Annotated in this window: 20 protein-coding genes; 10 read left to right on the forward strand and 10 right to left on the reverse strand. The window is 47.0% G+C overall.

Features of this window, described 5'->3' with window-relative positions; genetic code table 11:
• Positions 1-161: 161 nt before the first annotated feature.
• Positions 162-1,331 (reverse strand): lipopolysaccharide assembly protein LapB, encoded by a 1,170-nt coding sequence (gene lapB / locus HMPREF2952_RS04535; protein WP_003684462.1) that lies wholly within the window; start codon positions 1,329-1,331, stop codon positions 162-164.
• Positions 1,332-1,356: 25 nt separating this feature from the next.
• A complete protein-coding gene (locus HMPREF2952_RS04540) occupies positions 1,357-1,680 on the reverse strand; it encodes a LapA family protein (protein WP_004521063.1) in 324 nt (107 codons plus the stop codon).
• 213 nt (positions 1,681-1,893) lie between these two features.
• Between HMPREF2952_RS04540 and ilvE the strand changes: the two genes are divergently transcribed.
• Positions 1,894-2,892 (forward strand): branched-chain-amino-acid transaminase, encoded by a 999-nt coding sequence (ilvE, locus tag HMPREF2952_RS04545; RefSeq protein ID WP_049344435.1) that lies wholly within the window; start codon positions 1,894-1,896, stop codon positions 2,890-2,892.
• Positions 2,893-3,977: 1,085 nt separating this feature from the next.
• Positions 3,978-6,218: a right-handed parallel beta-helix repeat-containing protein gene (locus HMPREF2952_RS04550; RefSeq protein ID WP_070588515.1), complete on the forward strand. Its 2,241-nt coding sequence runs from the start codon at positions 3,978-3,980 to the stop codon at positions 6,216-6,218.
• A gap of 92 nt (positions 6,219-6,310) precedes the next feature.
• On the opposite strand, the gene metE is transcribed toward HMPREF2952_RS04550, so the two are convergent.
• The 3 genes from metE to iscX all read right to left on the reverse strand — a co-directional run bounded on the left by metE (position 6,311) and on the right by iscX (position 9,927).
• Positions 6,311-8,587 (reverse strand): 5-methyltetrahydropteroyltriglutamate--homocysteine S-methyltransferase, encoded by a 2,277-nt coding sequence (gene metE / locus HMPREF2952_RS04555; protein WP_004521067.1) that lies wholly within the window; start codon positions 8,585-8,587, stop codon positions 6,311-6,313.
• 89 nt (positions 8,588-8,676) lie between these two features.
• Positions 8,677-9,558, reverse strand: coding sequence for a methylenetetrahydrofolate reductase (gene metF / locus HMPREF2952_RS04560; protein ID WP_049323818.1), 882 nt, complete (start codon positions 9,556-9,558; stop codon positions 8,677-8,679).
• Between the two features lie 171 nt (positions 9,559-9,729).
• Positions 9,730-9,927: a Fe-S cluster assembly protein IscX gene (gene iscX / locus HMPREF2952_RS04565; protein ID WP_039861945.1), complete on the reverse strand. Its 198-nt coding sequence runs from the start codon at positions 9,925-9,927 to the stop codon at positions 9,730-9,732.
• Between the two features lie 299 nt (positions 9,928-10,226).
• Between iscX and HMPREF2952_RS04570 the strand changes: the two genes are divergently transcribed.
• Entirely contained in the window at positions 10,227-10,847 is a 621-nt protein-coding gene (locus HMPREF2952_RS04570) for a hypothetical protein (RefSeq protein WP_049337078.1), read from the forward strand.
• Between the two features lie 76 nt (positions 10,848-10,923).
• Here the strand turns inward: HMPREF2952_RS04570 and fdx are convergent, their stop codons facing one another.
• The 4 genes from fdx to hscA all read right to left on the reverse strand — a co-directional run bounded on the left by fdx (position 10,924) and on the right by hscA (position 14,288).
• On the reverse strand, positions 10,924-11,265 hold the full coding sequence (gene fdx / locus HMPREF2952_RS04575) for an ISC system 2Fe-2S type ferredoxin (RefSeq protein WP_003686005.1): 342 nt from the start codon (positions 11,263-11,265) through the stop codon (positions 10,924-10,926).
• Positions 11,266-11,357: 92 nt separating this feature from the next.
• Complete coding sequence (locus HMPREF2952_RS04580) at positions 11,358-11,720, reverse strand: TIGR02328 family protein (RefSeq protein WP_049337076.1); 363 nt, start codon at positions 11,718-11,720, stop codon at positions 11,358-11,360.
• On the reverse strand, positions 11,717-12,346 hold the full coding sequence (locus HMPREF2952_RS04585) for a GIY-YIG nuclease family protein (protein ID WP_049337074.1): 630 nt from the start codon (positions 12,344-12,346) through the stop codon (positions 11,717-11,719). The genes HMPREF2952_RS04580 and HMPREF2952_RS04585 overlap by 4 nt, the downstream gene beginning before the upstream one ends.
• Positions 12,347-12,428: 82 nt before the next feature.
• A complete protein-coding gene (gene hscA / locus HMPREF2952_RS04590) occupies positions 12,429-14,288 on the reverse strand; it encodes a Fe-S protein assembly chaperone HscA (RefSeq protein WP_049337073.1) in 1,860 nt (619 codons plus the stop codon).
• 245 nt (positions 14,289-14,533) lie between these two features.
• Between hscA and rpsF the strand changes: the two genes are divergently transcribed.
• The 5 genes from rpsF (at position 14,534) to mltB (ending at position 17,191) form a co-directional block, all read left to right on the forward strand.
• Entirely contained in the window at positions 14,534-14,905 is a 372-nt protein-coding gene (gene rpsF / locus HMPREF2952_RS04595; protein ID WP_004519252.1) for a 30S ribosomal protein S6, read from the forward strand.
• Positions 14,902-15,204, forward strand: coding sequence for a primosomal replication protein N (gene priB, locus HMPREF2952_RS04600; RefSeq protein ID WP_180947864.1), 303 nt, complete (start codon positions 14,902-14,904; stop codon positions 15,202-15,204). Before rpsF ends, priB begins: the two co-directional genes overlap by 4 nt.
• 6 nt (positions 15,205-15,210) lie before the next feature.
• Positions 15,211-15,441: a 30S ribosomal protein S18 gene (gene rpsR, locus HMPREF2952_RS04605; RefSeq protein ID WP_003678863.1), complete on the forward strand. Its 231-nt coding sequence runs from the start codon at positions 15,211-15,213 to the stop codon at positions 15,439-15,441.
• 16 nt (positions 15,442-15,457) lie between these two features.
• Positions 15,458-15,910, forward strand: a complete 453-nt coding sequence (gene rplI / locus HMPREF2952_RS04610) for a 50S ribosomal protein L9 (protein ID WP_003678862.1) — start codon at positions 15,458-15,460, stop codon at positions 15,908-15,910.
• Between the two features lie 201 nt (positions 15,911-16,111).
• Positions 16,112-17,191 carry a lytic murein transglycosylase B gene (mltB, locus tag HMPREF2952_RS04615; RefSeq protein ID WP_049337071.1) on the forward strand — a complete coding sequence of 360 codons (1,080 nt, stop codon included), beginning with the start codon at positions 16,112-16,114 and terminating at the stop codon, positions 17,189-17,191.
• Between the two features lie 58 nt (positions 17,192-17,249).
• Here the strand turns inward: mltB and HMPREF2952_RS04620 are convergent, their stop codons facing one another.
• Positions 17,250-17,963: an aldose epimerase family protein gene (locus HMPREF2952_RS04620; RefSeq protein WP_004519255.1), complete on the reverse strand. Its 714-nt coding sequence runs from the start codon at positions 17,961-17,963 to the stop codon at positions 17,250-17,252.
• Between the two features lie 198 nt (positions 17,964-18,161).
• On the opposite strand from HMPREF2952_RS04620, the gene dnaX reads away from it, so the two are divergent.
• Positions 18,162-20,153, forward strand: a complete 1,992-nt coding sequence (gene dnaX / locus HMPREF2952_RS04625; RefSeq protein ID WP_049337069.1) for a DNA polymerase III subunit gamma/tau — start codon at positions 18,162-18,164, stop codon at positions 20,151-20,153.
• Between the two features lie 90 nt (positions 20,154-20,243).
• On the forward strand, positions 20,244-20,579 hold the full coding sequence (locus HMPREF2952_RS04630; RefSeq protein ID WP_003678854.1) for a YbaB/EbfC family nucleoid-associated protein: 336 nt from the start codon (positions 20,244-20,246) through the stop codon (positions 20,577-20,579).
• The last annotated feature ends 182 nt before the right edge of the window (positions 20,580-20,761 follow it).

Here is a 20,761-nt window from a genome sequence, read left to right on the forward strand (position 1 = left end):
TCCAACTATTATACTCTTTCTCATATTTTTTCCGAATAATTAAGTATGATTCAACTTTATTTTTTTCTTGTTGGAACGATTCTTGCTTCCTTTCTTTGCTTTGTAATAAAAAGGCCGTCTGAAAAGATTTCAGACGGCCTTTTTTGATGCTCAACGTTTGATCAAATCTCGATTTTATTCGGCGTAAAGGTTTGCCATTTGTTGCAGGCTGGGCAGTGCCAGAAGAAGACTTGGGATTTGAAGTGGCAGTTGCGGCAGCGGTACATAACGCTTTTTTGCAGCTGGCGGCCGATAATGGAACGAATCATATCGGTGTCGGCTTTCCACTCCGGATTCATACTGCTGAGTTTCAAGCCAAGCAGGCGGTACACGCCGTTGAGGTCGGGTTTTTGGCGGACGAGTTCGACAGCGATTTGCGCCGCTTCGGTTTCGCCTTTGAGCAGCAGAGCCTTTTCGTAGATGACGTTGATCAGGTCAAGATCGGGAAAGGTTTGCATATAGCCGATGAGGCGGTTGAGGCCTTCTTCCTGCTTGCCTTGCGCGGCATAGGCTTCATAGAGCTTCTCGCCGACCATGCTCAGATAGGCGTGGTTTTGCTGCTCGATGGCGGAATACGCTTCCACTGCGGCAGGGAAGTTGCCCTGACGGTATTCGATGTCGCCGAGGATGATGTTGGCGCGCGTACATTTCTTGTTGGCTTCGAGTGCTTTGCCGATGTTGTAGCGTGCGGCGTCGAAGTTGGACTTGAACAGTGCGGCTTGGGCGATTTCGCAATAGAACTGGGCGATTTCAAACTGGTAGGTTTGTTCGTCATGGCTCAAGAGTTGCGCCATTTCGATGGCTTTTTCCCAGTCGCGGTCTTGTTGGTAAATACTCAAAAGGTGTTGGCGGGCTTCGCGTGCCATATCGCCTTCCTGCAAGCCGAGGAAGATTTGTTCGGCACGGTCCACCAAGCCTGCGCTTTGGTAGTTTTGCGCCAATTCAAAAAGCACGCGCGCGCGTTTTTCGTTGACTGTGTCGGGCGAATCGAGCAGGGCGCGGTGCATATTGATGGCTTTGTCGTTTTCGCCGCGTTGACGGTAGAGCTTGCCTAGGGTCAGGTTTAAGTCGTATGACTGCGGCTGTTGGTCAATCACTTCCGCCAATTCGCGCGCGGCGCGGCCACTGTTGCGGTCAACGAGGGCGTCAAGGCTTTTGTAAAACCCTGCCGGTATGCTTTTAGCCTGTTTCAGGACGGTCTTCATATCGACGCGCGCGGCAAACCAGCCCATAGCGAAGAAAACGGGGAGGAGGACGATGGGCAGTAAGATGACCCACAATTCGTTGTCCATGGTATTCCTTTATTGATTGGTGGCATTACGCTTTGGGAGTGGCTTCGGAAGTCGTTGCCGGTGTTTCGGTTTTGACCGGGGTCAGGTCTTTTTCGGAAAGGTGGGCGTATTTTTTCACTTCGGCACGCAGGCGGTTGTTTTCGCTGCGCAGGGACAGCAGACGGCCGAAGAGGGCAAACATACCGAACACGATACCGATAATAAATGCACCGAAAAGCACGACAATTAGCGGCAGATTGATGTTTTGGCCGGGCAGGTAGAAGAAGGATACGGTGTGGGTATTGGTAATGGCCAGCAGGAGGAAAACAAGAAGAATCAGGATTTTGATGATGGTATAGATGAGTTTCATGGGTTACTCCGGGTTGGCTGCGGTTGGGGCAGGCCGTCTGAAAAATGGTATCAGTTTAAACGATTTGCCGGATTTCGGATAGAACGGCATGTTTCAGACGGCAGGGGAGATGGTGTCTTTATGCTGACGGGTACTTGTCAAACCCATATTGAAAGGCGTATTGTTCAGTCTTTAGTTATTATCTTACAAATCAGAATAAGAAAGGCAATCATCATGAGCAGACCAGTCCCAGCCGTATTCGGCAGCGTTTTCCACGCTGAAATGCCCGTTATCGCTTATCGTGAAGGTAAATGGCAACCGGTAGAATGGCAATCTTCCAAAGACCTGACACTCGCCCCCGGCGCACATGCTTTGCATTATGGCAGCGAATGTTTTGAAGGTTTGAAGGCATTCCGTCAGGCAAACGGCAAAATCGTGATGTTCCGCCCGACTGCTAACATCGCGCGTATGCAGCAAAGCGCAGATATTCTGCACCTACCGTGTCCTGAGACAGAGGCTTATTTGAATGCTTTGATCGAATTGGTCAAACGTTCCGCCGAGGAAATCCCTGATGCGCCTGCCGCTTTGTACCTGCGTCCGACTTTGATCGGTACCGACCCTGTGATCGGCAAAGCCGGTTCTCCTTCCGAAACAGCCTTGCTGTACATTCTGGCTTCTCCTGTCGGTGACTATTTCAAAGCCGGTTCGCCCGTTAAAATCTTGGTGGAAACCGAACATATCCGTTGCGCCCCACATATGGGTCGTGTGAAATGCGGCGGCAACTACGCTTCCGCCATGCCTTGGGTATTGAAAGCCAAAGCAGAGCATGGTGCAAACCAAGTATTGTTCTGCCCGAATGGCGACGTTCAGGAAACCGGCGCGTCCAACTTTATCCTGATTAACGGCGATGAAATCATTACCAAACCGTTGACAGATGAATTCCTGCACGGCGTTACCCGTGATTCCGTGCTGACTGTTGCCAAAGATTTGGGTTACACTGTTACCGAGCGCAACTTTACTGTCGACGAGCTGAAAACTGCGATTGAGAATGGTGCGGAAGCGATTCTGACTGGTACGGCTGCGGTTATTTCTCCAGTAACTTCTTTCGTGATTGATGGCAAAGAAATTGAAGTGAAGAGCCAAGAGCGCGGTTACGCAATCCGTAAGGCGATTACCGACATTCAATACGGTTTGACAGAAGACAAACACGGCTGGTTGGTCGAAGTTTGTTAAGTAGAACGTTAATATAAAAGGCCGTCTGAAATATTTTTTCAGACGGCTTTTTTTATTGGCATTTAGAAGGAAAAAGCGATAATAAAATGCTAAATTTTTTAAACAAACGGTAGTATTTTTAGATAATCGGTATATAATGCGCAGTCATGTTGTAAAAATACATATTGGAAATATCGAATTTTATTGATTTTTAGAAGAAGTTAAAAACAGTTATAGATATTTATTCTGTATATTTTGTAAATTTAGTTAAATAGGGAATGCTAAAAACATATCGTGTTAGAATTTCCCTCCTTTTTGGCTTCGCGGGATTCACTCTGTCAAGTCAAAAAGGAAACCAGTGCAAGATAAAACCATTTTTATTTTGCTATAAAAATCAAAAATAACTTAACTCTGGATGAACTAATCAATTAAAAAGGGACTCTGATACATTTCCGTCAAAAATAACCGGATACATGGTACGCGGACAGATCGCCTATATAAAGTCATCCAAGGGTTCTGTCTGACACCATGACCGTTTCCAATCAGAAAACCGGCAGAAGGGGAAACGCTGCCGAGTTTCTCAAAGCGGCCAACTTCAGTTTGGCCTTTATACAGGCAATTGTTGTTACGACAGAATCCGTCTTACCTCTTTAATCAATCGGCTTTTTTGTTGCACGCTTGTGCGGTGGGAAAGGCGATATTCGATACAAGGAAATACGCTGATTATGTCACATAAACTTGCTCCTCTTGGCCGTACCCACATTCGTCACGGCTCATCCACACCTGAAGCAAATTCCAAATCATCTTCTCCTCTAAAAGAATGGATACACACCCACAATTGGGGGGATATGCCGTCGGTTTCTCCTGAGCTTAAGCAATTAAGCGGTAAAAATACGGTAACGAGAGAAGTAGTGCATGTGGCGGAGGCAGCAAGATTTGACAGTTCATCATCATCTTCAGACGGCCTTGTGACAAAAATGCATGTTGCACGGGCCAGTGTTGCTTCTGTAAGCAGCGTTTCCAGTAAACATATCATTGCGCCTAAAGTAACAAATAAACCTGCCGCTACCGATAAAGCAACGGCAGCTAAACCAGTCAATAAATCGATGGAAAAAATTCTGGCTGAAAAGCAAAAAATTTACGAAGAGGCTAAAGCAAAAAAAATAGCCGAGGCTGCCGCTGCCAAAGCAAAGGCGGTCGAACGCGCAAAAGAAGCGCATAAAGCGGCAGTCGAAAAAGCGATTGCAGAGCGTAAAGCCAAACAAGAAGCCGCCCGCAAAGAGAAAGAGGAGGAAGACAGAATTGCCGAAGAAAAAGAAACCGTTGAGATTGTTCATAAAAAGAATCTGAAGGATTCAGACGGCCATGACAAAATAGCGGGCGTTTCTTCCGGTAAAAAAGCAATCAATAGCCACGACGGCCACCTCAGTTCGGGTAAAGCAAACAAAATTGACGACCATGCTGAAAGCAGGGTAGGCCTATCCGGAAAATACCGCGTGTATGAATCTAAAGAGTACGGTAATTACGTTCGTGTGAATGATTTTGGTGCCGATGCGCAGGGTAAAAAAGACAGTCTTCAGGCATTTAAAGCAGCTTTAGAAGCGGCTCATAAAGAAAAAGCCATGGTCTTCTTGGATGGTACTTACTATATTTCCAACCAGATTGTGATGGATAAAACCGTTTCCGGCGCACGCGGTTTGTTTGGTTCGGGTATGGGCAAAACCAAAGTAACGTTTGATAAAGCGCAGACGGGCGTGTTCAATCCGGACACCAACCATGACGATATCCGCGAATTTGCCGGTATTTTGGTTGATGGGCAAAACAATAAAACCATTGCCGACTTGTCGGTTCAATATACCAACCCTGATTTTTACCGCAAAGGCTTAAGCTATTTTGGCAAGGTAAACGGCATTTTAGTGAACGATGCGGACAATACTTTAATCAGCAAAGTAGAGGTTTCCGGTGCCAATCGTGCTGGTGTGATGTTTACGTCAACCGCTTCTTTGGAAACGGAAAAAGGTCAAAAACTGACCTTTAAAGCGCGCGTACAAAGCGGCGAAATTGATGAAAAATACGAAGCGCTGCCTTTGGGTGAAAACAACCGTATTGTTGATTCGTATCTGCACCACAACCGCGTTGCCGGTGCGCTGATCGGTTTCCAACAAAACTTTATCGGCGAGGGCAACCGTTTGGATTGGAACGGCCACGAAGCGGACGGCGGTACCGGCTATGGTATGGCTGTGGCTGCGGGTAGTTACAATTACGGCATCACATACCGTAAAAACACGACTGACCACAACTACCGCAAAGGCTTGGATGTGCATGATGGTACAGGCATTGTCATTGAAGACAATGTGTTAACGGGTGACCGGCTGTATGGTATTGTTGCCTACAACCGCCAGTTTTCTATGGATAAAGTCAAAATTACGGGCAATACCATTATCCAAGACCCGAGCTTCCGTTTGAATGTTGATGATGACTTGGGTAAGTACTACCACATGTATTCAGGGATTCAGGTACAAACCAATACCCAATACAAAGATTTGCACTCGGCTGATAAAGGTTATTTCGATATTAGCGATAATGTCATTAAAAATCTGACGGTTTATCAAAACAATATTCAGACCTACGCGATTGAGTTCCGTAACCATGAAAGCAAAATGGATTACACGCTCAATATGGCAAACAACAAGATCAGCGGCGAATCTACCAAATATCTGATTGCCGTCATCAACGATACCTACGACCGCGTTTTATCTAAAAACGGCATTGGTAGCGGTACCATTACCATCAGCGGCAATGATGCCGATATTGGTAAGATTATGAAAGGCGCAGTACCGGTTTATGTGGAAGAACACCATGGCAATGTCGCTATGCATGGTGCGGTGACAATTCACAACAACAAAATTTCCGTGCGCGAAGAATCTGAAGGCTATGTTGAATTTGCCTATTTAAAGAGCAATGCCAAAGAGTACAACATCACCAATAACACATTGAAACTTGGTGGTGCCCTGAATGATGCTTTGGTAGACGTACACAGTACCAACCCTAAAGGCAAAGCATCTTTAAATGTAGCCAACAACAAAATCATGACGGACATTAAAGGCAAACTGTATGATTCATGGCTGCGCTTTGAAAACGACATCAAGACGTATTCTGAAGGCAATAGCCATAACGGCGCAGCACTGAAAAAGGTGAATACGACCGGCAGTAAAGTGGCATTGAGCGATATCTTGTCAGAAGCTAACCATATTGTTGAAACGACTAAAGAGACTGTGTATCACCATACTCAGAACGTGTATACATCAGGAGTGGAAGAACATCATACAACGACAGGGATTTTGTAAGTTGTTGAAGTCGTAATCTTTATGTTTTAAATATTGATAAATAAAAAAAGGCCGTCTGAAAATTTTCAGACGGCCTTTTCATCTAACTCACATTATTTAGCCAGTTCGGCACGCAGTTTGTGGGTTACGTTCATCATCACTTGGAGTTGTTCCAGAGTTTCTTTCCAGCCACGGGTTTTCAGGCCGCAGTCCGGGTTAACCCACAGACGTTCAACCGGTACAACCTCGATGGCTTTGCGCAACAGATGCTCAACTTCAGCTTCAGTCGGTACGCGTGGGCTGTGGATGTCGTAAACACCTGGGCCAATGTCGTTCGGGTATTTGAATTCGCCGAACGCGGTCAAGAGCTCCATATCGGAACGTGAAGTTTCAATGGTGATGACGTCAGCGTCCATAGCAGCGATGGCAGGCAGGATGTCGTTGAACTCAGAATAGCACATATGAGTGTGGATTTGGGTGCTGTCTTCGCAACCGGTAGAGGACAGGCGGAAAGATTCGCCGGCCCAGTTCAGGTAGGCATCCCAATCGGCACGTTTCAAAGGCAGACCTTCGCGGATGGCAGGTTCGTCAATTTGGATGACTTTGATGCCGGCTTTTTCCAGATCCAATACTTCGTCGTTCAGAGCCAGTGCGATTTGTTTGCACACGGTAGAGCGAGGAATATCATTGCGGACAAAAGACCATTGCAGAATGGTTACAGGGCCGGTCAACATACCTTTCATCGGGCGTTTGGTCAGGCTTTGAGCGTAAGTAGACCAAGCCACAGTCATGGCTTCAGGACGACTTACGTCACCAAAGATGATAGGTGGTTTAACGCAACGTGAGCCGTAGCTTTGTACCCAGCCGTATTGGGTGAATGCAAAACCGCTCAACAATTCGCCGAAGTATTCAACCATGTCGTTACGCTCGGCTTCGCCGTGTACCAGTACGTCCAAGTCCAGTTTTTCTTGCTCTTCAACCACCAAGGCGATTTCTTTTTTCATCGCGGCTTCGTAATCTGCGGCAGACAGTTCGCCTTTTTTGAAGGCTGCACGTGCTTGGCGGATTTCGGTAGTTTGTGGGAAAGAACCGATGTTGGTAGTCGGCAGTAAAGGCAGGTTCAACCATGCTTGTTGCGCTTTGATACGGTCGGCAAATGGAGATTTGCGTTGGTCTGCGTTGGCAGGCAAATCGGCCAGGCGTTTGGCAACGTCTGCACGGTGGATTTCGCTGCTGTTGGCACGGGAGTCGGCGGCAGCTTGGCTAGCGGCCAGTTCTTCGGCAACAGAATCACGACCTTCGTTCAATGCGGCTTTCAGAACGCGCAATTCTTGGGTTTTTTGCAGGGTGAATGCCAACCAAGAGTACAGGTCAGGTTTGTTGGCTTTCAGTTTTTCTTCAACTGACAAGTCAAATGGAGTGTGCAGCAGAGAGCAAGAGCTGGAGATCCACAAACGGTCGCCCAGTTTGGCTTGCAGAGGCTCGACAGTTTCCAAAACTTTGTTCAGGTTGGCGCGCCAAATGTTGCGGCCGTCGATAACGCCGGCAGACAGAACTTTGTCGTAGTCGGCAAATGCGTCCAGCTGTTCAGGAGCGCGTACCAAGTCGATGTGCAGGCCGTCAACAGGCAGGGATTTCAGCAAAGTAGCGTGTTCGGCAACAGAACCGAAGTAAGTGCTCAACAGGATTTTGGCGCTTACTTTGCTCAAAGTAGCGTAAACGTCTTTGTATGCTTCTACCCATTCTTTAGGCAGGTCAACAGTCAAAGCAGGCTCGTCGATTTGAATCCACTCGGCACCGGCTTCAACCAAAGCAGTCAGGATTTCAACGTAAACAGGCAACAGTTTAGGCAACAGGCTCAGACGGTCGAATTCAACAGCGCCTTTTTCTTTACCAACCCACAGGAAAGTCAACGGACCAACAACGGTCGGTTTGGCTTTCAGACCCAAAGCTTGGGCTTCTTGCAGTTGTTGAACGTAGTGTTTGGCGTTGGCTTTGAATTCGGTATCGGCGTGGAATTCAGGCACCAAGTAGTGGTAGTTGGTGTCGAACCATTTGGTCATTTCGATAGCGAATTGGTCTTTGTTACCGCGGGCCAGTTGGAAGAATTGTTCCAAAGACAGGTTTTGGTTGTCGAAGCCGAAACGGGCAGGGATGGCACCGGTAGCAACTTGCAGGTCGAGGATGTGGTCGTAGAAAGTGAAATCGCCTACAGCAACGTAATCAGCGTTGGCAGCAGCTTGGTGTTTCCAGTTTTTCTCGCGCAAGTCTTTAGCAACAGCCAGCAATTCTTGCTCGCTGATTTCTTTGCGCCAGTATTTTTCTTGTGCGAATTTCAATTCGCGGAAGGCACCGACGCGCGGGAAGCCTGAAAAATGCAATGTTGTCATGTTAACTCTCCTAGTTGGAATTTTGAATCAGGCCAGTATGGCCTGAATGTTCGATATTGTAAATCAGAATGGGGAGGCCGTCTGTTTTATTAACGGGGGCGTACACCCAAAATATGGCAGATGGCGTAAGTCAGTTCGCTGCGGTTGAGGGTGTAGAAGTGGAAGTCTTTGACACCTTCGCGCGAGAGGACTTTGACCATGTCGATGGCGATGCTGGCGGCAACAAGGTTGCGCGTGCCTTGGTCGTCATCCAAACCTTCGTACATTTTAGACAGCCAGCTTGGGATTTTGACATTGGTCACTTGGGCCATTTTGGTCAATTGTTTGAAATTGGTTACGGGCAGGATGCCGGGAACAATTTCAACGTCAATGCCCATCATCACGCAACGGTCGCGGAAGCGCAGATAGCTTTCCACGTCAAAGAAAAATTGGGTAATAACGTGGTTTGCACCCGCATCAATTTTGCGTTTCAGATTGATTAAGTCGGCTTGTGCGGATTTGGCTTCCGGGTGCACTTCTGGATAGGCTGCTACGGAAATATCAAAGTCGGCAACGGAGCGCAACAGTTTGACCAAATCTTCGGCATAGAAAGGTTTTTTCTCGTAGCCGGGCGGCTCGTCGCCACGCAGGGCGACAATGCGGCGGATACCGCTATCCCAATAATCTTTGGCGATTTGGCGCAACTCGTCAGGGCTGGCGTCGATACCTGTCAGGTGGGGGGCAGCGTCAAGGCCGGTTTCTTGTTTGATGCGTTTGACGATGCTGTGTGTGCGGTCGCGTTCGCCGGAGTTTGCACCGTAGGTTACGGAAACGAATTTCGGATGCAGGGTTTGCAGGCGATGGATGGAATCCCACAGCATGGTTTCCATTTGTTCGTTTTTCGGCGGGAAAAATTCGAATGAAACATTGATGTCGCCTTTTAAATCAGAAAGGCTGTTGTTTAAAGCGGCGATTTCTCGAGCGTGATTCATGGCTATGCACCTTCTGCATATCTTTTATTTGTTGTCAGGTTGCATAATAAATTTGAGGTTGGTATGAGTCAATTTCGAAATTTTCCGAAATTGTATGAATAAATTTAATAAAGACCTCAGGCCGTCTGAAAAACTGTCTGAGGTCTTGTTTGATAGGGAAGTGGGGAAAGATTATTCTGCTTCATCTATCCACGCTTGTTGCACGGCTTCGAGAATACGCTCGCCGCAACGCGTCGGGTCATCGTCAAATTCAGGCAAAGCCATAATTAAATCACGCAGTTGGGTAAAGCGTACGGTTTTCGGATCGATGCTGTCGCCGTGTAAGTCGTAGAGTTCTTCGGCGATGCGTTGGGTATCTGTCCATTTCATGATGTGTTCCTTTATTGGGTTTGGGCTATTAGTAATTATTTTAATCAAGAAGAAGTTGGACTGCCAGATTGTTTTACGGAAGATTGGCAGATAAATGATGGCGCTATTTTTTAACAAAATAGCATAGTTGCGTTAAAATACGGCAAGACACTTAAAATTCACGGCAATCTGCCGTTTTATACTTTCTATTCCGCTTTGTATGATTTGGTTTTCATACAAAATTTACACTTTGTTATGCAACCAAATTTTTTGGAACGGCTCTTAAGACAATCCATCGCTTAAAAATAAAAGGAAAAAAGATGAATAACGCACTCAACGCCAAGCTGTCCAAGCTGATTTACGCGCTCGCTTCCGATGATCCGGAGTATCTGTCCCAAGCAGGTGCATTCGACCGTTTGCTGTTGTTGGTTCGTGAACTTTATCGGATGCTGGACGAAACAGAAGGTTTGAAGCAGCTGGTGTTCCGTCTGTATTACGGCAAGCATTATGGTTTGATTAAACTGGATGCCGCTTCACCCAATGACGATGCAGGCGCATTGAGGTTGAAACGTTGGATGGTTTATTCGCGTATCGCAGAGCGTATCGAAAATTGCGGCAAGCATTTGTCGGTCGTGCTTGAAAATGCTGTATTGGAAAATGGCGCAAACAAATCTCATTATATAGATGAAGCCAATGCCATTATCGAGCGTTTCGGTTTAGTAAGGGATGAGGCTGCACTTTCGGCCATTGAGGCGGAGGAAGCGTTGAAGGTAGAGGCTGAACTGCCGACCGTAAACAAATCTCAAAACGCGGCTCCCCGTTATAACGGCAATGTGCATCAAATCAGAATGCAAGAAAAAATTGAAAATTACTCCGCTACGCAGAAAGTGGCCTCCATGCAGATTTCGCGTATGCGTTTTATTTTCCCTCATATCAAATAGTTTGCTGCATAACCAAAAGGCCGTCTGAAAACCATGAATTTGTGGTTTTAGACGGCCTTCTTCATACAATCTTGTTTTAGTGGTCTTCACGTGCATGGTTGATCGTATATTTGGGGATTTCTACGACCAAATCTTCATCGGCAACGACTGCCTGACAGCTCAAGCGTGAATCGGCTTCCAAGCCCCATGCTTGGTCGAGCAAGTCTTCTTCCAATTCGGTCGGTTCTTCCAGGCTGTCAAAACCTTTGCGGATAATCACGTGGCAGGTGGTGCAGGCGCAGGATTTTTCGCAGGCGTGATCGACTTCGATATCGTGGTCGAGCAGTACGTCAAGGACGGTTTGGCCTTCCGGTGCATCTTCGATAACTGCGCCTTCAGGGCATAATGTCGCGTGTGGGAGTACGGTAATTTTTGGCATTTTTATTGTCTCGGTTGTTTAAGAGTGGTTGTGGTTAAAGTGGTTTCAGACGGCCTTGGGTATTCAATATTCAGGCCGTCTGAAAAATGGGTTTATAACATGATGCCTTTACTTTTTAAATTTTCCAGACATTCGTCCAAGTAAGCATCATCATGTTCAGCATAAATCGGCGAAGTAGCTGTTTCAGCCGCGTGCGAATGGTATGGGGCAACGGCTTTGCCGCGATACAGCGGGTCTTTCCATAAGGTATCGGGTTTGTAACCGCGCTTTTCCATCTCTTCCATAATCAACGCGTGATACAGATAGAGTTTGTAGGGCGAATGGGTAAAAACGTAATTAACCGTCGCATGCGGTCTGCCCCAGCCCGCTCCGCGTAAAGCAGCGCATTCGCGGTGTTGCCCCAAAAGCTGGGCGCGGGGTAGTAGGGGGATAAGGGTTTGGTGCCAGAGTCTCATTGTGATTCAAATAATTTTGAATATTCTGCGTAAGCTTTCTCTAAATTTTCTTTTGAGTAGGTAGTATAAATATGAAGACCTTCTTCAATTTCAGTAGTTAGCTTTGTTCCACTTTTCCCAAAGTATTCGTCTTTATAGAGACGGACTTTGGAATTTTTAGGTTTATGTGTATTTTTCGAAGAGATGAGATTTCTTAATATAGAAGGATTTTGTTGGTGCTTTTCTTTGATAAAGGAGATAAATGCACTTCTGTCTATTTCAAAAATTTTTTCTTGATGATGTTCTTCGACAGTTTTTTCAAAACCCAACTCTGCTATTTCATTTTTAGGAAATACAATTTCACCTCTTAATGAGAGAAAAAGCCTTTTCACAAGATTTTCATCAATTGCAAAAAGCTCAGTTTCTCCTATTCGGCTTTTGCCGAAAATTTCATGAAGTAAGGTTTCTTTTTCTTTATAGTTGTCGGTTTTAATCGCTAGAATACGTTCTAACCCGGCAACGTTTGCGTAGCCGTTGTTTTCCAAATGGCGCATTCTAGTTTCAAAATTATTTTCGTCAGTAATACCAATTTTATATACGCCTTTGATGACGGTTTTCATCAGGTAGACAATGCCCGCTTTTTCCATTGTTGTCCTTTATTTTTATTTCTGTATGAAGATATCTTTTCAGACGGCCTTTTTATCAAAGTCCGTCTGAAACCATTTGCCGTCAAATATTATCAACGCTTTGACCTGTCAACGCACGTTGGATGTTGCGGTTCATGCGTTTGGCGGCGAAGTTGTCTGTGCTGTGGCTGAGCTTGGCGACGGCGGAGCGGATGTCTTCGGCTTTGCCGTCTTTCAGACGGCCTTGCAAAACGGCGATGTCTTGTTGAATTTGTTGCAACTCTTCGGCATCCAGCAAATCGCTATCCAACTCAAGGGCAGCATTAACGGCGTCGGTCAGGCTTTCGGCTTCGACTACGGCTTCGGCGCGTGCGCGTGCGGCCATGTCTTCGGCGGCGTTGCTCATGCTGTCTTTGAGCATTTGAGTGATGGTGCTGTCGTCCAAGCCGTAGGAAGGTTTGACTTCGATTTGCGCCTGTACGCCGGTGCTTTGCTCTTGTGCGGAAACGGACAGCAAACCGTCGGCATCAACTTGGAAGGTCACGCGGATACGCGCTGCGCCTGCAGCCATGGGCGGAATGCCGCGCAGGGTAAATTTGGCAAGGCTGCGACAGTCGGAAACGAGTTCGCGCTCGCCTTGTACGACGTGTATCGTCATGGCGGTTTGACCGTCTTTGAAAGTGGTGAAGTCCTGTGCGCGTGCGGTAGGAATGGTGGAGTTGCGCGGGATAATTTTTTCGGCAAGACCGCCGTAGGTTTCCAATCCGAGTGACAAAGGTGTAACGTCAAGTAGCAGCCATTCGCCGTCGGTTTTGTTACCCGCAAGGACGTTTGCCTGTATGGCGGCGCCGAGTGCGACCACTTCGTCAGGATTGAGGTTGTTCAGTGGAGTTTGGCCAAAGAAGGTGGCAACTGCTTGTTGAACGTGCAACATGCGGGTAGAGCCGCCAACCATAATTACGCCCTTGACATCCGCCTTGGTTACGCCGGCATCTTTCAAAGCCTGTTTGACGGGCTCGATGGTTTTTTGTACCAGATTTTGGGTCAGATTGTGAAACTCTTGGCGGGTAATGACGGTATGAACTTTATGGCCGTCTGAAAGTATGGTCTCGATGACGGCTTCGGTTTGAGTGGTCAGTTTTTCTTTGGCGGTACGGGCAAGGGAAAGTAGAAGCTGGCTGTCTTGTTCGTTGAGTTTGGAAAGGTCGTTTTGTTCGAGTAGGTAGCAGAACAAACGATGGTCGAAGTCATCGCCGCCCAATGCGCTGTTGCCGCCGGTGGCTTTAACTTCAAACAGGCCTTTAGTCAGTTGCAATACGGATACGTCGAATGTGCCGCCGCCCAAGTCGTAAACGACAAACGTGCCTTCTGAGGCGTTGTCCAGTCCGTAGGCGATTGCGGCGGCAGTCGGCTCGTTGAGGAGGCGCAAGACGTTCAAGCCCGCCAAGCGTGCGGCATCTTTGGTGGCTTGACGTTGGGCGTCGTCAAAATAAGCGGGTACGGTAATGACGGCACCGACCAAATCACCGCCTAATGTTTCTTCGGCACGCGATTTAAGGGCTTTGAGGATTTCAGCCGATACTTCGATAGGCGTTTTTGCACCTTGACGGGTGTTTAATTCAACCACGCGCTCATTGGGTGTAAATCGATAGGGCAGGTATTGCGCCTCTTGTGCGAGGTCGGTAAGGGTACGGCCGATCAGGCGTTTGGCGGAGCTGACTGTATTTAACGGATCGGTTTTTTGGGCAGAAAGGGCGTTTTTGCCGACTTCAACTTCGCCATCCAAATAACGGACAACCGAAGGCAGGGTGGCGCGGCCGTCTGAATCGGGCAGGCAGACTGCGCTGCCGCTGCGGACTGTGGCAACCAAGCTGTTGGTTGTGCCTAAATCAATGCCTACGGCGAGGCGGTGTTGATGGGGGGCGGCGGACATGCCGGGTTCTGAAATCTGCAAAAGAGCCATGATTGTGTGCCTTCTGATGCTGTATTTATTAGGATGGGGCAGATTTTAGCAGATTTTTGGCAGATAGTTGAGTGGATTGCTAGGAAATAACCATAAGGCTTAATGTTGTTTTTTAATTGAAAAGAAAGTGGATTTTGAATTCAGACTTGTATTTTTTAAGAAATACGGATAAAATTCAGCCTCTTTGCCTTGCCTTTTACTTCGCATGGTGAAAGGCTGTTTTTAATCATCCATAAGGAGATAACATGCGTCATTACGAGATCGTGTTTATCGTTCATCCTGATCAAAGCGAGCAAGTGCCTGCTATGGTTGAGCGTTACAAAACCATGATTACTGAAGCCAACGGTAAAATCCACCGTTTGGAAGACTGGGGCCGTCGTCAATTGGCTTACCCAATCAACAAAATCCATAAAGCACACTATGTTTTGATGAATATCGAAACTACTCCCGAAGTGGTTGAAGAGCTGGAAACTGCTTTCCGCTTCAATGATGCCGTACTGCGTCACCTGACCATCAAAACAAAACACGCTGTAACTGAAGCTTCCCCAATGCTGGGCGGCGAAAAAGCAAAAAACTTGCTGAACGGTGCAGCTGAAGAAGTTGCAGCAGCTGAATAAGATTGAACAATCTGATTAAGCTTACCGCCCGTATCTTGCAGGTTCAGCCTTTGAGATATACGCCGGCAGGAATCCCTGTTTTAGATATTGTGTTGCAACATGAATCTTGGCAGGAAGAAAACGGACAAAAATGTCTGGTCAAATTTGAAATTCCCGCGCGGATTTTAGGTAAGCAGGCTGAGGAATGGCAGTATCGGCAAGATGCAGTCATCGAGTCGGAAGGTTTTTTGGCGCAACGCAGCCAACGCTTCCCCAAGCCGGTACTACGCATACAGAACATTAAAGAATATAAAGGTTAAACGACAATGGCTCGTCAATCATTCAAACGTAGAAAATTCTGCCGCTTTACGGCTGAAAAAATCCAAGAAGTTGATTACAAACAAGTTGATTTGTTGAAAGACTTCATCTCTGAAAACGGCAAAATCATCCCTGCCCGCATTACTGGTACTAAAGCACACTACCAACGTCAGTTGGCTACTGCTGTGAAACGTGCCCGTTTCCTGGCTCTGTTGCCTTACACCGATCAACACAAATAATTTTGGAGTTTAAATCATGCAAATTATTCTGTTAGAAAAAATCGGCGGTCTGGGTAACTTGGGTGACATCGTTACCGTTAAAAACGGTTACGCACGCAACTTCCTGATCCCTGCCGGTAAAGCAAAACGTGCAACCGAAGCCAACATGAAAGAATTCGAAGCACGCCGCGCTGAATTGGAAGCCAAACAAGCTGAAATCTTGGCTGATGCTAAAGCCCGTCAAGAAAAACTGGAAGGCCAAACCATTACTGTTGCTCAAAAAGCCGGTGTTGATGGTCGTCTGTTCGGTTCTGTTACCAATGCTGACATCGCTGAAGCGATTGTTGCTGCCGGTATCCAAGCTGCTAAAGCAAACGTACGTCTGCCTAACGGTCCGTTGAAAGCTGTTGGCGAATACGAAGTTGAAGTAGCTCTGCACACTGACGCTGTTGCTAAAATTACCGTTGCTGTTGTTGCAGCCGCTGAGTAATTGATTCATTCAAGGCCGTCTGAAAATCAAGGGTTTCCTTGAATTTCAGACGGCCTTGTTTATCTGCTTGAGCCGAAGTAAGTAAATATTGATTTGTCTATATTTTTAAGTCTGTCTAGAAATATAGCGGAAGAGATGATGTATTGGCCGAATATTCATTCGTGTTCGGGTTTGTCGTATTATTTAGTAAAGAGATTATTTATGAATAAAATCAAAATCTTTGGGATAGGTTTGACTGCTTTGGCTTTAGCTTCATGCGGCACTCCGCAAAAGCCTGCTGTTGATACGGCAAAACCTGTCGAGCCTGTTTCCTCTGCAAAACGCCCTGTATTTGATGCTGCGGCTGAATCTGTTGCCAGCAGCGGTTTTAATGAGAACGTCAATGTTCAGCAGTTTATCCAATATGAAGTGAAAAATCGCCGTTTCAGTGCGGAAGAGTTGCGCAATTTCTTTAATGGCGTGGTGTATAAAGGCAACATTATTACCATTATGTACCGCCCAAGCACTTCGCGTCCTTGGTATGAATTCCGCACCGGTAACTCTGGTGCAGCCAAATTTAATGGCGGCAGACAATTCTATGCGGCAAACCGTGCCGTAATTGATGATGTGGCACGCAAATACGGCGTACCTGCCGAATTGATTGTGGCGATTCTCGGGATTGAAACCAATTATGGTAAAAATACAGGCAGCTTCCGCGTTGCCGATGCCTTGAGTACATTGGCCTTTGATTATCCTCGCCGTGCCGAGTTTTTCCAAAATGAATTGAGTGAACTTTTGCAGATGGCAAAAGAAGAAAAAGAAAATATCTTTGACTTCAAAGGCAGCTATGCCGGCGCGATGGGCATGCCGCAATTTATGCCTTCAAGCTACCGTAAATGGGCGGTGGACTATGATGGTGATGGTCATCGCGATATTTGGAATAATGTTGGCGATGTGGCGGCTTCTGTCGCCAATTATATGAAACAGCATGGCTGGCAGACCGGCGGTAAGATGGTTGTGCCGGTAAGTCTGACGATTACTCCGCACTTGCAGGCGATTATCGATGAGAAAACTGCCTTGACGCGCACTGTCGCAGATTTCAAAGCTTTGGGTGTCGTGCCTCAAGCTGCTATTGCCGATAATGAAAAAGCTGTGCTGTATGCTTTGGAGACCAGCCCGGGCGTATTTGAATACTATTTGGGTCTGAATAACTTCTACACGGTATGGCAATACAACCACAGCCGTATGTATGTAACAGCGGTACGCGATATTGCGAATGCAATCAATAACAATGGCCTGTAAGCCATAAGAAAACCACCCTTTGGGGTGGTTTTTAAATATCGAGGATTTGTAAAGGGGGTTAAGCTATCAGTCTGATTTTCATGGCGTAACGTTTTTTGCTGTGTCCTGAAACAAACTGTCCTCCTCGGGCAGGGGATAAAAACGCATTGCCTTCTGCGGTTGGCTCTGCACAAGTATATTGACCGTTTCGATCGCTCCAAAGGGCATACACAGGCAGATTGTGGGTACGGATATCCAGTTTCAAGCCGTCAAATGCAACGTGTGCATCCTGGTCGGAGGAAACAAATTCGGTATGGGAGATATAGTCGGCATCGTATGGGGCGCCGTTGAAATCAAATTGTGTGCCGGCGGCGGTAAAGTAGGGGTGGAATCCTGGGGACGTGCGGATGGGTGATTCGCCGTAATTGCAGACAGTTAGGATGGCGATGGCTTCATTTTCGTTAGGCAGACTGTAATCGAGCAACCATTCGACGTGTTCATAGCCTTTTTCTGTGCTGATTAATTTTAAGCCGATATCTGATTCATTTTGATGGCGGATTTCCCAGTCTGAAGTTCTGCCGAAACCATGTTGGGCCAGATGATTTTTGCTGTCAGGTCCGAATTGAGGTAGGCAGACGTGCATGCCGCCGCGTAATTTTGTGTCATCGCCTACTTGAACGCTGGTTTTCGGAAATAAGACTTCCCATCCTTTTAGAATCAGGGAATCAATATATCCGCCCATTGTATTTACTTGCATAGTGGCTGATTGGTTGCGTAGTATGATTTCGGACATGATGTTTCAAACTTCAAATTACTTATCATTTATGTAGCATTCTAACATTGCAATGACATGCTGTCGCTGTCGGTTTGATAGAAAATCCTTAATAAAAATCAAAAAAATGCTAGAATATATGCCATTTTCTGAGGCCGTCTAAAAAGCGGAGAATTCTTTTCAGACGGCCTTCCGATTTATTTCCCGTAGAGAAACAACATGGCTTATCAAGTTCTTGCACGAAAATGGCGTCCGAAAACCTTTGCCGATTTGGTCGGTCAGGAACACGTCGTCAAAGCCCTGCGTAACGCGCTGGACGAAGGCCGTCTGCACCATGCCTATCTGCTGACAGGGACACGCGGTGTGGGTAAGACCACGATTGCCAGGATTTTGGCCAAGAGCCTGAACTGCGAAAATGCCGTGCATGGTGAGCCGTGCGGTCAGTGTGAAAGCTGTACGCAAATCGACAGCGGCCGTTATGTGGATCTATTGGAAATCGACGCGGCATCGAATACCGGTATCGACAATATCCGCGAAGTGTTGGAAAACGCGCAATACGCGCCGACTGCGGGTAAATACAAAGTCTATATCATCGACGAAGTGCATATGCTTTCCAAAAGCGCGTTCAATGCCATGCTGAAGACTTTGGAAGAACCGCCTGAACACGTTAAATTTATTTTGGCGACCACCGATCCGCATAAAGTCCCCATTACTGTATTGAGCCGCTGTTTGCAATTTGTGTTGCGCAACATGACAACCCAGCAGGTTGCCGAGCATTTGGCGCATGTCTTGGATCGTGAAAACGTTCCTTATCAGCCACAGGCTTTGCAACTTTTAGGCCGTGCCGCCGCCGGCTCGATGCGCGATGCGTTGAGCCTTTTAGATCAGGCGATTGCCATGGGTTCGGGTAAAGTGGCCGAACAAGATGTCCGCCAGATGATCGGAGCGGTCGATAAACAATACTTGTTTGAATTGCTTGAAGGAATCATCAATCAAAACGGGGAAGCCTTGCTGGAAAAGGCTCAGGAAATGTCCGCCAGAGCGATTGGTTTTGACAGCGCGTTGGCAGAATTGGCCATGTTGTTGCAACGTTTGGCTTTGATTCAAACCATTCCTTCCGCCTTGGCAAATGACGATCCTGAACGTGAAACTTTGCAGCGATTAAGTCAGGCTTTGAGTGGCGAGCAGATTCAGCTTTATTATCAATGCGCTATTCATGGTAAACAGGATTTACCGCTGGCTCCAGACGAGTATGCCGGTTTTGTCATGACGCTTTTGCGCATGCTTGCATTTGCGCCGTTGGCCGCTTCGGGTTGCGATACGCAAAGTCAGATTGAACACACGGATTTGCATTCCGACCATCAGAAAGCTGAGGCCGAAAAAAAGCCTTTTCAGCTGCCGAAATCTGAGCCGATAGCAGCACCGGCGGTTGAGAAAGAGGCTGTTCCGACTAAACAGGATATCGTTGAAAGGCCGTCTGAAGAAACTATTCAGTCTGCTCAACAACAGGGGGATGTCCCGCCTTGGGAAGACATGCCGAGCCAAGTATCGGCTGAGCCGCCTCAAACACAAACGGCGCAGATGCAAGAAACTGCGGAGCCATTGCCTGTTGCAAAAGTTCAGACGGCCCCTGAACCGGAAGAATATCCGCACATAGATGAGGAAATTCCACCTCCGTATTTTGATGAAGCATATGCATATGAAGATTCACACCGTGCTGATGTGATGGAAGTACTGCAGCCGGTTGTGTCTGAAGAAGAGGAGGGAGATGAAGAAGAGCTTCAGTTCGCTCCTTTGCCTGAGTTTAAAACTGAGAATTGGCACAGCATTATCGAACGATTTGCCCGTAAATTAGGCGCGGCGCAGATGTTGGCACAAAATGCGGCATGGACGAGTTATGATACGGAAGCAGGATTAATCATGCTGTCGTTGACGGATGAGGCCAAAGCTACTGCCAATAAAGAGCGCTTGGACAAAATCTGCCAGACGTTGAGCGAGGCTTACCATCTTGGCAATTTAAGGCTGCAAACCGAGCCTTGGCAGGATGATAAAGGCTGGGAAACGCCGGTGATGCGCCGCAAACGTATTCAAGAAGAAGGACGGCAGCAGGCGCAAGATTTGCTGGAAGCGGATACAACGGCGCAGAAAATTTTGCAAATCTTTGAAGCGCAATGGCTGCCGGATTCTTTAGAGTTAGTAGGGCATTCTTAAAATACTGACATACAAGGCCGTCTGAAAGGCAATAGCGTTTTTCAGACGGCATGAGTGAAACCCATTTATTCAAACCCATAGGAGTAAAACATGTTCGGAAAAGCCGGATTAGGCGGCCTGATGAAACAGGCTCAACAAATGCAAGAAAACATGAAAAAGGCACAAGCCAAGCTGGCTGAAACCGAAGTTGAAGGTGAAGCAGGCAATGGTTTGGTGAAAGTTGTGATGACGTGTTCGCACGTTGTTCGCAAACTTGAAATCAGCCCTGATTTGATTCAAGAAGCCGCAGACGACAAAGAAATGCTGGAAGATTTGGTATTGGCCGCTATCAATGCCGCTTCTGAAAAAGCCGAAGAAACGACCAACAAAACCATGGGTGCATTTACCCAAGGCCTGCCGGCAGGCATGGGCGACTTCTTCCGTTGATTTAAAAATAAATAAAAGGCCGTCTGAAGCCAGATTTGGGTTTCAGACGGCCTTTTTTATTATGAGGATTCATGGGCTTTCTTTGGGAAAGAACAAGCGTTCCTTATTGATGTAAAAAAGCCTGAACAGAAGTTCAGGCTTTTAAATTTGGCTCCCCGACCTGGGCTCGAACCAGGGACCTG

The sequence above is a fragment of the Neisseria sp. HMSC068C12 genome (assembly GCF_001814095.1).
Lineage (GTDB): Bacteria > Pseudomonadota > Gammaproteobacteria > Burkholderiales > Neisseriaceae > Neisseria > Neisseria perflava.

Bases quoted from the DNA above. Each gene is read 5' to 3' on its own strand.
- lapB (WP_003684462.1), bottom strand. From the start codon at position 1,331: ATGGACAACGAATTGTGGGTCATCTTACTGCCCATCGTCCTCCTCCCC.
- HMPREF2952_RS04540 (WP_004521063.1), bottom strand. From the start codon at position 1,680: ATGAAACTCATCTATACCATCATCAAAATCCTGATTCTTCTTGTTTTC.
- ilvE (WP_049344435.1), top strand. From the start codon at position 1,894: ATGAGCAGACCAGTCCCAGCCGTATTCGGCAGCGTTTTCCACGCTGAA.
- HMPREF2952_RS04550 (WP_070588515.1), top strand. From the start codon at position 3,978: ATGGAAAAAATTCTGGCTGAAAAGCAAAAAATTTACGAAGAGGCTAAA.
- metE (WP_004521067.1), bottom strand. From the start codon at position 8,587: ATGACAACATTGCATTTTTCAGGCTTCCCGCGCGTCGGTGCCTTCCGC.
- metF (WP_049323818.1), bottom strand. From the start codon at position 9,558: ATGAATCACGCTCGAGAAATCGCCGCTTTAAACAACAGCCTTTCTGAT.
- iscX (WP_039861945.1), bottom strand. From the start codon at position 9,927: ATGAAATGGACAGATACCCAACGCATCGCCGAAGAACTCTACGACTTA.
- HMPREF2952_RS04570 (WP_049337078.1), top strand. From the start codon at position 10,227: ATGAATAACGCACTCAACGCCAAGCTGTCCAAGCTGATTTACGCGCTC.
- fdx (WP_003686005.1), bottom strand. From the start codon at position 11,265: ATGCCAAAAATTACCGTACTCCCACACGCGACATTATGCCCTGAAGGC.
- HMPREF2952_RS04580 (WP_049337076.1), bottom strand. From the start codon at position 11,720: ATGAGACTCTGGCACCAAACCCTTATCCCCCTACTACCCCGCGCCCAG.
- HMPREF2952_RS04585 (WP_049337074.1), bottom strand. From the start codon at position 12,346: ATGGAAAAAGCGGGCATTGTCTACCTGATGAAAACCGTCATCAAAGGC.
- hscA (WP_049337073.1), bottom strand. From the start codon at position 14,288: ATGGCTCTTTTGCAGATTTCAGAACCCGGCATGTCCGCCGCCCCCCAT.
- rpsF (WP_004519252.1), top strand. From the start codon at position 14,534: ATGCGTCATTACGAGATCGTGTTTATCGTTCATCCTGATCAAAGCGAG.
- rpsR (WP_003678863.1), top strand. From the start codon at position 15,211: ATGGCTCGTCAATCATTCAAACGTAGAAAATTCTGCCGCTTTACGGCT.
- rplI (WP_003678862.1), top strand. From the start codon at position 15,458: ATGCAAATTATTCTGTTAGAAAAAATCGGCGGTCTGGGTAACTTGGGT.
- mltB (WP_049337071.1), top strand. From the start codon at position 16,112: ATGAATAAAATCAAAATCTTTGGGATAGGTTTGACTGCTTTGGCTTTA.
- HMPREF2952_RS04620 (WP_004519255.1), bottom strand. From the start codon at position 17,963: ATGTCCGAAATCATACTACGCAACCAATCAGCCACTATGCAAGTAAAT.
- dnaX (WP_049337069.1), top strand. From the start codon at position 18,162: ATGGCTTATCAAGTTCTTGCACGAAAATGGCGTCCGAAAACCTTTGCC.
- HMPREF2952_RS04630 (WP_003678854.1), top strand. From the start codon at position 20,244: ATGTTCGGAAAAGCCGGATTAGGCGGCCTGATGAAACAGGCTCAACAA.